The sequence below is a fragment of the Ekhidna sp. genome, assembly GCF_963691765.1.
Taxonomy (GTDB): domain Bacteria; phylum Bacteroidota; class Bacteroidia; order Cytophagales; family Cyclobacteriaceae; genus Ekhidna.
Map to the genome: position 1 here is coordinate 4,471,390 of NZ_OY829375.1, position 12,569 is coordinate 4,483,958.

Annotated in this window: 11 protein-coding genes and 1 tRNA gene; 7 read left to right on the forward strand and 5 right to left on the reverse strand. The window is 38.0% G+C overall.

Going from position 1 to position 12,569, the window contains the following annotated elements:
- Positions 1–651: 651 nt before the first annotated feature.
- From ACY650_RS19735 to ACY650_RS19750, 4 genes are all read right to left on the reverse strand, one after another.
- A tRNA-Thr gene (locus ACY650_RS19735) sits at positions 652–725 on the reverse strand.
- A 171-nt stretch (positions 726–896) separates the two neighbouring features.
- Positions 897–2,939 carry a DUF349 domain-containing protein gene (locus ACY650_RS19740; protein ID WP_462250330.1) on the reverse strand — a complete coding sequence of 681 codons (2,043 nt, stop codon included), beginning with the start codon at positions 2,937–2,939 and terminating at the stop codon, positions 897–899.
- A gap of 50 nt (positions 2,940–2,989) precedes the next feature.
- Positions 2,990–3,568, reverse strand: coding sequence for a YqgE/AlgH family protein (locus ACY650_RS19745; protein ID WP_462250332.1), 579 nt, complete (start codon positions 3,566–3,568; stop codon positions 2,990–2,992).
- Between the two features lie 6 nt (positions 3,569–3,574).
- Positions 3,575–4,159 (reverse strand): MiaE family protein, encoded by a 585-nt coding sequence (locus ACY650_RS19750; RefSeq protein ID WP_462250334.1) that lies wholly within the window; start codon positions 4,157–4,159, stop codon positions 3,575–3,577.
- 66 nt (positions 4,160–4,225) lie between these two features.
- Here ACY650_RS19750 and pdxH point away from each other — a divergent pair, with 66 nt between their 5' ends.
- Genes pdxH through ACY650_RS19765 form a run of 3 tightly spaced genes read left to right on the forward strand, consistent with a single transcriptional unit; the run spans position 4,226 to position 6,464 of the window.
- Positions 4,226–4,870, forward strand: a complete 645-nt coding sequence (gene pdxH, locus ACY650_RS19755) for a pyridoxamine 5'-phosphate oxidase (RefSeq protein ID WP_462250336.1) — start codon at positions 4,226–4,228, stop codon at positions 4,868–4,870.
- Positions 4,870–6,054 carry a glycosyltransferase family 2 protein gene (locus tag ACY650_RS19760; RefSeq protein WP_462250338.1) on the forward strand — a complete coding sequence of 395 codons (1,185 nt, stop codon included), beginning with the start codon at positions 4,870–4,872 and terminating at the stop codon, positions 6,052–6,054. Before pdxH ends, ACY650_RS19760 begins: the two co-directional genes overlap by 1 nt.
- A 47-nt stretch (positions 6,055–6,101) precedes the next feature.
- On the forward strand, positions 6,102–6,464 hold the full coding sequence (locus tag ACY650_RS19765; RefSeq protein WP_462250340.1) for a VOC family protein: 363 nt from the start codon (positions 6,102–6,104) through the stop codon (positions 6,462–6,464).
- Here the strand turns inward: ACY650_RS19765 and bshB1 are convergent.
- The gene (gene bshB1, locus ACY650_RS19770) at positions 6,461–7,177 is read right to left on the reverse strand and encodes a bacillithiol biosynthesis deacetylase BshB1 (RefSeq protein WP_462250342.1); all 717 of its coding nucleotides are present in this window, start codon (positions 7,175–7,177) and stop codon (positions 6,461–6,463) included. The two genes, ACY650_RS19765 and bshB1, sit on opposite strands and share 4 nt — an antisense overlap.
- A 173-nt stretch (positions 7,178–7,350) precedes the next feature.
- Between bshB1 and ACY650_RS19775 the strand changes: the two genes are divergently transcribed.
- From ACY650_RS19775 to ACY650_RS19790, 4 genes are all read left to right on the forward strand, one after another.
- On the forward strand, positions 7,351–9,060 hold the full coding sequence (locus tag ACY650_RS19775; RefSeq protein ID WP_462250344.1) for an amidohydrolase family protein: 1,710 nt from the start codon (positions 7,351–7,353) through the stop codon (positions 9,058–9,060).
- 8 nt (positions 9,061–9,068) lie between these two features.
- Positions 9,069–10,421: an amidohydrolase gene (locus ACY650_RS19780; protein ID WP_462250346.1), complete on the forward strand. Its 1,353-nt coding sequence runs from the start codon at positions 9,069–9,071 to the stop codon at positions 10,419–10,421.
- Positions 10,422–10,430: 9 nt separating this feature from the next.
- Entirely contained in the window at positions 10,431–11,723 is a 1,293-nt protein-coding gene (locus ACY650_RS19785) for an amidohydrolase family protein (protein ID WP_462254439.1), read from the forward strand.
- A 76-nt stretch (positions 11,724–11,799) separates the two neighbouring features.
- Positions 11,800–12,567 (forward strand): patatin-like phospholipase family protein, encoded by a 768-nt coding sequence (locus ACY650_RS19790; protein WP_462250348.1) that lies wholly within the window; start codon positions 11,800–11,802, stop codon positions 12,565–12,567.
- The last annotated feature ends 2 nt before the right edge of the window (positions 12,568–12,569 follow it).

A 12,569-nucleotide genomic window follows, 5' to 3' on the forward strand; every position in this document is an offset into this window, starting at 1 on the left:
GACGGGGTTTGTTGTTTATGACAAATTGCCGATCATAAAATTCTTTATTAAGATTTATTAACAGAATTAATTCACTACAACAAAACCACAACAAGAATAAAATTCTATTGTTTGATATAACTCCAAAATTCTAACAATGAAAAATTATAGCACATTGCTAAATCAGGCATTTTAGAGCTAAGAGAGGCATTTTTTCAACTATTCACTGACTCAAACAACCAACGGTAAGTAGATTAAATAGGCACAAAATCAAATTACTTATCCCATACATTTAAAATTTGTGCCATCAGAATAGTTGTAGCTACAGCTATTCTTATGTTGTGGAAATTTTGAAACACTTTCTTAATCAAGACAGGATATTCATTAGATATAGAGAATATAACTAGCAATAAAAAACCCACTATTCGAAGTGGGTTAGTTTTTTATTCGGTGTCGTCGTGGACGAAGGTTATATATAGGAATCCATCTGTATTCTATATCACCTGATCATAAATCAAACATTCTAAATACTTACTATAGATTAGATGAAAACCAAGAGGTTGAAAGATTTAATCAACTTGGATTGAGTTTTACGCCCAACCTTTCAGTTAGAATCTGGATGTAGTGAGACATCACAAACAAAAAAACCCACACATATGTGTGGGTTTTTTGAGCCTCCAGTCGGATTCGAACCAACGACCTACTGATTACAAGTCAGTTGCTCTGGCCAGCTGAGCTATGGAGGCAATATTTTAAAAAATTCCCTTCTTTAAGGGTTGTTTTATTTCCAAGTCAGTTGCTCTCATCAAAGTATCAAACAGCAGCTGAACAATGGGAGAAATTTCAAGCTTTGATTAACAAGGTTGAAAATCGGTTTGCAAAAATAACAGGGTCATTCTATTTAGCAAATCTATTTGTCAATTTTGTGAAGAAATTGCTGCAAGTTGTGATTTTAATTCTCCCAACTCCTGTTCTGCGGCAGCTATTTGCTTCTGCATGTCTGCTTTTAGCTTATCTGCCGTGGGAGAATTAGCAAAAAATTCCATGTTGGTATTCCAAGTAGAGATGTCATTCTCAAGAGATGATATCTTACGTTTAATAGAATGCTCCTTACGATTCAATTTCTGTGCACCTCCAGGAGTATTTTTCAAACGGCCCATGGAAATGTGATTTCTTAAATCAGCTCGATCATCTTCATGAATGGAATCATTCGATAAAACTTTGTTCTTGACCTCATCGAATCTACTGCGCACTTTTTTGATAGCATTCTTAGGAACAAACCCAACTGAAGTGTAATTATCGATCAGATCATAAACATCATCAAGATTGACCTCATTACTAGTTCCAGCAGCTTCTAGTTGATCGCATATCTGCAACTTCAGCTGAAGATTTTCTTCATAAGCTTTAAACTGCTCTTTGTTTTGATCTCTTCTTTTATTGAAAAAGTGATCACATGCTGCTTTAAATTTTTTGTAAGTCTCGTTTCTTACCTTCTCAGGAACAGGACCAATGTCTTTCCATTGAGTTTGAAGACTCTTCAGCTTGTCCGCCGTAGAATTCCAATCTTCACTATCCTTCAGTTCGTCCGCTTTGGCAATCAGCTCTTGCTTCTTTTGAAGGTTTTCCTCTCGCTTAGACTCCAACTCTTTGAAGAATTGATTTTTGTGAGCAAAAAATGATTTAAAAGAATTCCAAAAAGCCTTATTAGTTTCTTTGGCTTTGTCTCTTGGAACACCTCCTATTGCTTCCCATTGCTTTTGAACCTCAAGTAATTCTTTCGTCTTAGCATTCCACTCAGTAATTCTATCAGAATTAAAACTCGTGTAGTCTTGAAGTTTACCTATCAGCTCATTTTTCTTAACAAGGTTAGACTCAAATTCTACTTTGAGCTCTTCGAAATAATCTTTTCTCCTGGCATAGATCGCATCGGATGCTGCCTTAAATCTCTGCCAAAGTGGTTCTTGATCATCTTTCGGAACCGGCCCAACATGTTTGTATTCATCATGAAGCTCATTCAATTGAATGATCGCAGATTTCATGTCATCCAAACTGCTAAGCGACTCTGCTTTTTCACAGAGATCCTCTTTAAGCTTTAAGTTCTTTTTTCGATCAAGATCCTTAAGTTCAAAGTAGATGCTTCTGTTATCATAGTATCTATCTAATAAGGCATTATAGTTTGCCCATAAGGTCTTATTCTGTGCCCCAGGTACGGGACCTATTTTCTTCCAATCCGATTGCAAATCCCTAACAGCATTGATACTATTCGCCGATTCTTCACCATCTACAATCTTTCTTAACTCCTCTAGTAAATGCTCTTTTTTCTTAAGGTTGCTCTCCTTTTGATTTTCTAAATCCTTGTAATGTTTATTTCTTTTTGCCTTCAGTTGGCCATAAAGAGTAATAAACTCTTTGTCTGTTTCATCTCCATGGTATTCGAATGAATCAGCCTCATTTCCATCTGAAACAAACTTCTGCAGTGCTTCATTTTTTGAAACCTCATAGAGTTCATCAAATCTTGGCTTTATTGCTTTGAGCACTCGATCAAGCGATCGAATATTTTCCTCATTCTTTATTTCCCTAATCTTAGCAATTACTTCATCCTTCGTTGCATGATCAAAATCAAGTTCCTCTTCATGCTCATCCTCTTCCTCACTCTCATCAGAAGTTTCATCTGTTATGTCAGAACCATCAGCTTCCTTCTCAGTTGCTTCATCTGAAACAACCTCGTTTTCATCAGTGTTTGGAATAGAGCTCTCAGGTTGTACTTCATCACTAGAAGCTTCTTTATCTTCATTTGAAGTATCTACACCTGCTTCGTCAACAACACTATCATTATCTGAGGTTGACTCCTGGGATTCAGGTTGGTTTTCGTTACTTAATTCAGCTTCATTCTGAACTTCTTCAGGAGTTTCATTTATAATATTATCTGAAACATCCTGCAATTTCTCTGCATTATCCATTATTGGAACCGGTTACTTTTATCTGTATGACACAAAGCTAACCAAATACCCTAATTCATTCTGGGATCTTTTGGATAGTTTGACATGAGTCGGAATTTTCCACCCATAGTATTTAGACACGCTTTCCATAGATCTTGGTTGTCCCAATCAAAAATCATAGAGGGACTCGTCCCCTTCAGGACAATCCAGGATTTTGCATCCATTTCGTCCATCAACTGACCTGCGGCCCAACCTGAATAGCCAACAAAAAATCTCAAGTCAGTAGATTGGATGGTGCGGGTATTCATCATTTCGGTAAGTTGATTAAAATCTCCTCCCCAAAAAATTCCCGGGACTACTTCTCTGGAAGAAGAAGCCAGAGCTGGCTCACGATGTAAAAAATGTAAAGTGTTTTGTTCGACAGGGCCGCCTACAAATAAGTTTGCTGGATAATCGCCTGCTTCATCAATAAGATCATGAAGCTCTACCTGAGCTTTATTGTTTAAAACGAAACCAAAAGTGCCATTTTCATCGTGCTCACATATAAATATTACAGTTCGCTCAAAATTGGGATCTGGCAGGTATGGTTCTGAGATAAGAAGATCTCCTCTTCCTGGTTTTACTGATTTTTCCTGTGAAAAGTAGTCCATATCTTCTTAATGTAAGGCTGCTCTAATCGGAAGTTTGTCTAAAATCACTCCTTCCTTTTGTTTCATTTCCTCCAATCTATTGTAGACTTCGTCCTCATCAAAATAATTAAGTGCCATTTTCACAAACACTTCTCCATGACGAGCTTCAGAAGCCCACAATCGATGATAAAATTGTTTCATCTCACCTTCTTCAAGTGCTTCATAAACTAGTCTAAACCTTTCTGCACCGCGTGTTTCAACTAAGGATGCAAGAAGCAATCGATCCATGAAACGTTCATTTCTTCCATCTCTACATATTTGAAGCAACTGCTTGATATACATATCCTGTGGAATTTCATGGCTTAATTGGATACCTCGCGATTCCATTATAGCGTAAACGTCACGAAAGTGCTCGAGTTCTTCAACAGACGTCTCAATTAATTCTGGAATTATTTCGGTTCTGTTTGGATATTTTGCTACCAAACTTAGCGCCATCGCTGATGCCTTTCTTTCACAATCAGCATGATCTTGGAGAAACGTATCAAAGTCATTAATTACGGCCTCTACCCATTCTTTTTTTGATTCTACTGTCAAGTCAATTCTAAACTTCATCGCTTTTTGTTTTTAACCTTTTACCTTCGCTCTAGCTGAGTTTCAAAAGTAAAAGGAAAGCTGAATATGAGAGAAGATATTGCTTCTATTCGCAAGGAATACACTCAGGCTGCCTTAGATGAGCAATCTGTTTTACAAAACCCTTTCGAACAATTCGAAAAGTGGTTTCAAGAGGCGTTGAATAGTGAAATTTTAGAACCCACGGCAATGGTGCTATCAACTGTGAATGGAGAGGGACAACCTTATCAGCGCACCGTATTGCTAAAAACATTTGATCAACAAGGATTTGTATTTTACACAAACTATGAAAGTCGGAAAGCAAATCACTTAAAATCAAATCCAAAGGTCTCAATACTATTTCCATGGTATTCATTGGAGCGTCAAGTGGCAATCACCGGTCATGTTGAAAAAATTTCAACCAAAGAATCTCTTAAATATTTTCTCTCACGACCACAGGGAAGTCAACTCGGAGCTTGGGTTTCAAATCAAAGTGAAGTCATAAGCTCTCGAAGCATATTGGAAGAAAAGCTTGCTCAGATGAAGCAAAAATTTAAAGATGGTAAAATACCATTACCAGATCATTGGGGCGGCTATAGAATAATACCAGAAACCATTGAATTTTGGCAAGGAAGAAAAAGTCGATTGCATGATCGAATTTTCTTTAAAAAAGAAGATAATGATATTTGGAACATAACCCGCTTATCACCCTAATGTCATTATATCTAGAGCGATACGCTTGGCCGAAAGAGTTATTCCCACAATATCAACCACCTACCAACTTGTCAATGGTGGTAGTGATTCCATGCTTCAAAGAACCTGATTTGATCGGTGCTCTGGATGCCCTCAACGCATGCAAAGAGCCTACCCATGAAGTCTTAATTATTGTGATAATAAATGAGTCAGAAAAAGCAAAAGAAGGAATCACAGCAGCAAATAAACTGACTATTAGTAAGTTGAAAACTTACAAAAGCAAGTACCATCTATTGGCGTCTTACCAAAAGCTCCCGGATAAAAAAGCTGGTGTAGGCTTAGCAAGAAAAATTGGAATGGATGAGGCTGTAAGAATATTTAGAAAAGCAGGCAACAATGGGGCCATAATATGCTACGACGCTGACTGCCGATGCGACTCAAACTACCTCGACACAATTGAGTTAACCTATTCTAATCCAGACATCCAGTCAGGAATAGTTTTCTATGAACATCAGCTCCACCGAGAAAATCATGAAGCTATAGTCGATTATGAATTATACTTACGCTACTATATTGATGCCTTGCGATTCACTAACTTCCCTTATGCCTATCAAACATTAGGTTCGTGTATTACAGTAAGAGCTTCCATGTATGAAAAAGTTGGAGGTATGAATACGCGGAAAGCGGGTGAAGACTTTTATTTCCTGAATAAAACCATCCCACATGGAAATTTTGTAGAAATCAATGGAACAACAATAAGGCCTTCAGATCGTGTTTCTGATAGAGTACCATTTGGTACCGGAAAAGCTGTAAATGAGCTTTTGAATTTGGCATATGATTATGAAGTGTATCACCCCAACACCTTCGAAGATCTAAGATTATTCTTCGGAAAATTAGATTCTTTTTGGGAGGACGAAGAATGGAAAATACCAATGACTATTAAAACCTTTTTAGGAGACAAATGGGTAGAGGAAATTGTAAAAATTAAAAATTCTGTTAGTACGATTGAAGCGTTTCAGAAACGATTTTTCCATTGGTTTGATGCTTTTAAGATTTTAAAATTTGTTCATTTCTGCCGTGATGAATTTTATCAAAACGTGGAATTAGAAGAGGCATTAGAGTGGCTTCGATCAAAGCATTATTTCCTTAAAGGGTCTAAAGAATCTTATCTAGTTCAATTGAGATATCTGGATCGTAATACCTAAATCCAAATGGTTGAATCTAAATTCAAAAAACAGCCGTTTACAATAGCATGAGTCCCAAATCCCCACTTTACATAATCCCAGTACTTTCCTCAGCAGACATTGAAAGAGATCTTGTTTGGTATGATAAATATGTTGGCTTCACTAAGGTGTTTGGAGATACTGGGTATGCAGGTCTTCAGCGAGAAAATCATGAAATTCACTTGCAATGGCATCATGCCAACGAAGACGATCCAGTTTTTCCATCAGTAATAAAACTGTTCGTTCCTGATATTCAACCATGCGTGGAAGAGTTTATCGAAAGAGGTACTATTTCGAGAGACAAGCTAAGAATGAATACCCCTTGGGGAACCCATGAGTTTGGGTTCTATGATCTCAATAAAAATGCGATCTTTATAGTACAAGATGTTTAAAGCAAATCGAATAAACTCTTTACACCCAAAAAGTGCTTCACCTTAAACCCCTCCGCATACTCTACACCTATTCTCTGCCCCCACTCCCTAGTCCTGGATTCTAACATAGACATGAAGCCCTTTGAACTAATGTATGTTTCAGGCTCACTACTATTTGGATCATAAAATTGAGACTTAAATGCATTGATAGCCTCCCTCCGTTCTTCTATGACTTCAGAAATATCTATTAGGATATCAGGCTCATGAGCGATGCTCTGAATAGAAAAATAGAGTCTCTCTGGTCTATAGGCAATTTGATCATCGCCTTCCCATTTAGTAGTCACCGCTTTAAGTCCTGCAATAAAACAGGCTGTTTCAACTAAGGCAGCTCCTCTTGTGTGATCTGGATGACGATCATAAATCGAATTGGTAATTACAATTCGCGGTTGAAATCTTCTGATTTGCTCAGCTATTTTAAGCTGATTTTCTTTATTGTTTTCAAAAAAACCGTCTGCAAGGCCTAAATTTTGACGAACAGATAATTTTAATATTTCTGCTGCAGCTGCAGCTTCACTCGCTCTTATCTCCGGAGTTCCACGCGTTCCTAATTCTCCCTGGGTAAGATCCAATATTCCCGTTTTATAACCCATTTTTTGATGAGCAAGCAAGGTTCCTCCAAATGAAAGTTCTACATCATCCGGGTGAGCTACAATAGCAAGAATATCAAGTTTCATCGAGTAGTAGTTAACGTGTATTCAACAAAGAAATATCAAAAAACCATCTTTCCATAATCTTATCATTATGGCAAATGGCCTGTATGAAACACCACTTATATAATAATGGTTTTCAAGCACTCATAATTTTCTAAATTGAAAGTCTAATATTTAAAAACCTAAAGTAATTACCTATGCAAAAATGTGACAGCTTATTCAGAAGCGTCGTCCTAACCTTACTGATAGGCCTTACACCCTTCATCAGTATTTCCCAGGATAACGACCTGAAGCCTGTAACAAATAAGTATGCAATAAAGAATGCTACTATAGTGCAGGCGCCAGGAAAAACCATAAAAAATGGTTCCATCCTAATAGAAAACGGAATTATAAAAGCAGTTGGATCTAACATATCAATTCCTGCGGATGCATGGATTGTAGATGCAGACTCCATGTTTGTTTATGCAGGATTCATATCAGGAATGTCGAACATCGGTGTTGGAAAGCCAGAGGAAAGTGATCAACGTGATGATCGTAAACTAACTGGCAATCCTACTGACGAACGTGCAGGCATTACGCCTGGAAATTCTACAAGAGACATGTTGAATAAAGATGACAAATCGATTGGAGATTTTAGAAAATTAGGATTTACAGCATCGCACAGTGTACCTCACAATGGAATGCTTCCAGGATCTGGAGCTATTATTCTTTTAGGAGGTGACAATTCGGATAATATGATCGTAAAAGATCAAGCTTCAATGTATTCTCAATTAGCCGGCGCAAACGGTGTATATCCAAATACAGTTATTGGTGTTATGGCTAAGTATAGAGACCTATACAGGAAAGCTACTCAGGCAAGAGATTATCAAAAAAAATATGATGCAAACCCAAATGGGATGGAAAGGCCCAATCCTAATAAAACGCTTGAAGCACTATATCCCGTAGTCTCTAAGCAAATGGCAGTTTCCTTTAAAGCAGAAAGTGTGAGAGACATCATGCGAGTTATTACCCTTCAAAGAGATCTAGGCTTTAAAATGATGATTAGTGAAGTAAAACAAGGTTGGGATGCAATTCCAGCGATCAAGAGCACTAATTCTCCAATCTTCCTTTCGCTTGACCTACCTGAATGGAAGGAAGAAGAAAAAGAAGAAAGTGATGAAGAAGATTCTTCTGATAAAAAAGAGCCTACTAGAGCTGAATTAGAAGAAAAAGCACTACAATCTCGTCAAAATGAGATGATCAAAAACTACTATACGCAAGCAAGTAAGTTTAAAGCCAATGGAATAAACTTTGGGTTCTCGACAATGGGTGTAAAGTCAAAAGACTTCCGATCGAACCTACTAAAGGTTATTGAAAATGGACTGACAGAAGATCAAGCGTTGGCAGCACTTACTACTACCCCTGCCAGTATCCTAGGTGTGTCAAGTATGATGGGAACGGTAGAGACTGGAAAAATGGCAAACTTGATTGTTTCCGATACCGCCTACTTTTCTAAAGATGCGAACATACGATATGTATTTGTAGATGGTATGAAATATGAGTTTGAAGCCAAAAAGAAGAAAAAGAAAAAAGAAAAAGGTAGCGGAGAAGAAGCTATTGATGTTTCTGGTGCTTGGAACTATACAACTGAAACACCTCAAGGCAATGGCAGTGGTGTAATTACCATTAAGGGCACACCAGGAGACTACAGTGGTACAATTTCAGTAAGCTTTAATGGAAGCACAAATGAAATCGAAGATGTAGTTGTTGATGGCAATAATCTATCATTCTCTTTTAAGCTAAATATGGGAGAAGATATTACGGTTGATATCAGTATGGATATAGATGGAGACACTTTTGAAGGAACCTTATCTGTGGCGGCATTTGGAAGCTTCCCGATGGAAGGCTCAAAAGAACCTAATAAATAAGATATAGCATGAAAAAAATAAATATAATCATAGCCCTACTTCTCTCCATCACGGTCGTGATTGGTCAAGAGAAAGGAGATGTACTAATTAAAAACGGAACAGTTTTAACCGTCACAAATGGTACATTAGAAAATACGGATGTTCTCATTAGAAATGGGAAAATTTCTAAAATTGGACAAGGATTAAATGCACCGAGCGGCACCAAAACAATAGATGCTAATGGTAAGTTTGTAATGCCTGGAATTATAGATGCGCACTCTCATTTGGCACTAGATGCCGTAAATGAGGCCACAAACCCAGTTACCGCTGAAGTGTGGGTTGGAGATGCTCTAAACCCGTTAGATGTTGGCATTTATCAAGCTTTAGCAGGAGGTGTAACATCAGCACACTCTATGCATGGATCTGCAAATGCTATTGGTGGTCAGTGTGAAACAGTAAAATTCAGATATGGTGAAGTAGATCCTGACAAAATGAGAATGGAGGGAGCTCCTCGAACAATAAAATTTGCCTTGGGAGAAAATCCAACTAGAGTGCACGGTAGCGGAAATGGTATTTTACCTCGTACAAGAATGGGCGTGGAACATGTAATCAGAAGTTCATTTCAGCAAGCCAAGGAGTACATGGAAGCTTGGGATTCATACAACGCTGGTAAGGGGAAAAAAGGCTTTAAAGGCAAAGCCCCTGCTTATGACCTCAGACTAGAAACATTAGCGGATATACTTAAAGGCAATATTATCATTCATTGCCACTCTTATAGAGCTGATGAGATTTATATGCTTATGCAAGTTTGTAAAGACTTTGGCGTTGACAAGCTTGTTTTTCAACACGTAAATGAAGGCTTTAAAGTGGCACCTGAATTAGCTAAGTGGGGTGCTGGAGCATCAATTTTCGCAGATTGGTGGGCATACAAATTCGAGGTCTACTACAGTACTGCATATAATGCGGCAATATTGACAAAAAATGGAGTGACAACATCAATTAATTCAGACTCAGGTGAACTTATCAGACACTTGTATCATGAAGCTGCAAAATCCCAAAAGTATGGAGGACTATCAGATGATGAGGCTTTGTCACTCATAACCATTAATCCAGCTAAACAATTGGGCATCTCAGATAGAGTTGGTTCGCTTGAGGTGGGCAAAGAAGGAGACGTCGCAATCTTCAATAACCACCCCCTTTCTATCTATGCCATTCCTATGGTTACGATAGTTGATGGAATAGTGAGATTTGATCGAGAAAACGATGCTGATGATATGAGAATCTATCCTGATCCTGAAGAGAAAATTGACGTGACTCATTGGGAAGCAGAAGATCATGACAGATGCATGCAAAACACAGAATTTTTGTTCACTAACAAATAAGTAATCATGATGAAGAATATGAAAAATATATTGACTCTTATTATGCTGGTGAGCTTTGGAGTCACTTTCGCGCAAATTCCAAGCGCCGAGACTGGTACTTTCGCATTGACAAATGCTACAATCGAAACAATTACTAACGGGACTATTCAAAATGGAACAATCGTAATTGCGGATGGAATTATAGCTGAGATTGGTACAAGCGTATCAATACCGCAAGGAGCCAAAACTATTGATTGTTCTGGTATGACAATCTATCCCGGTTTAATTGACGGAGGAACTCAAATTGGTTTAGTTGAGGTAAGTTCAGATCCTAGAACTAGAGACAATAGCGAAATAGGTGATGTTATACCACACATACAAGCACTAACAGCAGTAAACCCTAGCTCTGTCGTTCTTCCTGTAACACGCGTAAACGGCGTTACTACAGCTTTAACTATGCCTTCAGGTGGTCTATTCCCAGGGACTGCAGCTTTGATCAATTTACACGGATATACTCCGGATCAAATGTATGCCGGATTTAAAGGAGTGGTATTAAACTTTCCTGCTACTGGCCGAAGAGGTCGTTGGGATAGAAGATCAGATGAAGACATCAAAAAAGCAGCTGAAAAGAATCTCAAAAAGCTAAATAATGTTTGGGCTAAAGCGGTGCAGTATCATAAAATAGATTCTGCCTCTAATGGTAAAGAGCAATCCTATTATCCAGAAATGGAAGCACTACTCCCCGTAGTGAGAGGAGAAATGAAACTTCTTATAAATGTAAACGCTGCCAATGATATCAAGTCGGCTTTAGAATGGATTGAAGAAAAAGGAGCCGATGCAATCTTATGTGGGGTGTCTGAAGGATGGAGAGTAGCTGAGGAAATTGCAGAAGCTAATATTCCAGTGGTTACAGGACCAGTGCTAAGTAATCCTACAAGAAGCTATGACAGGTATGATAGGCCATATGCAAACGCTGGAGCAATGCAAAAGGCTGGTGTAAAGGTGGCAATTCGAACAAATGAAATAGAGAATGTAAGAAACCTACCATTCCACGCTGGATTTGCCGCCGCTTACGGAATGGGGAAAGAAGAAGCGTTAAGATCTATAACCATTGTTCCTGCAGAAATTTTTGGAGTATCTGACAAATATGGTTCTATTGAAAAAGGCAAAGTCGCAAATCTTCTGGTTGCTGACGGAGATCCGTTTGAGACAAGTACCAACATAAAAAATGTTTTCATCGATGGCTGGAAAATCCCGATGGTAAGTAGACATACACAACTGTATGAAGAATACCTAAACAGAGCACCGGGTGTCGATAAATAACAGTCAATTTTTTCAAATAAAAGCCCCTTCTTTCAAGGGGCTTTTTTAATATCCCATCCATAGTTAGTTTAGATACATGTTCGGATTTAGAAGCAAAAAATACAAAATAGGTATTGCATTAGGCGGAGGTGGCGCAAGAGGTTTTGCTCACCTTGGAGTAATGCAAGCGTTATTCGAAAAAGGAATTAAACCAGACATTATTTCTGGGGTTAGTGCAGGCGCAATTGCTGGGGTATTCATCGCATCAGGTTTTTCACCCAAGGAAGCATTTGATGCAATTAAAGATTATAAATTCACAGCTATTTCTGGACTTAATATCCCAAAAACAGGTTTGCTTAGCTCAGCTAAGATGAAATCTACCCTTTTAAAAAAAATCCCTGTAGAGAGACTTGAAGACCTTGATATTCCCTTAATAATCTGTGTCAGTAATATGCTTGATGGGAAGCCTGAATATTTAAGAGAAGGTCCAATAAAAGATATAATCCAAGCCTCTGCCTCCATCCCTATCCTATTTAGTCCTGTTGAATTAAATGGTAAAATCTATTCCGATGGTGGAATCTTTGATAATGTCCCCGTTAGTATACTAAAACAAGAATGCAAGAAAATTATTGGAGTTAGTATCAGTCCAATACAAGAAATTGATGAACTATCTAATTTAATTCAAGTGTCCACACGCATGTTCCAGTTAGCTGTTAATCCAAGAAGGAGTAAGTTGGAAAAAAAATGTGATGTTTTCATTGAACCGATGGATCTATGCAATTTTGACATTATGGATACCAAACATGCTCAAGAGATCTTTAACATCGGTTACGAACACACTAAGCAAATGGAAATTAAACTCTGAGT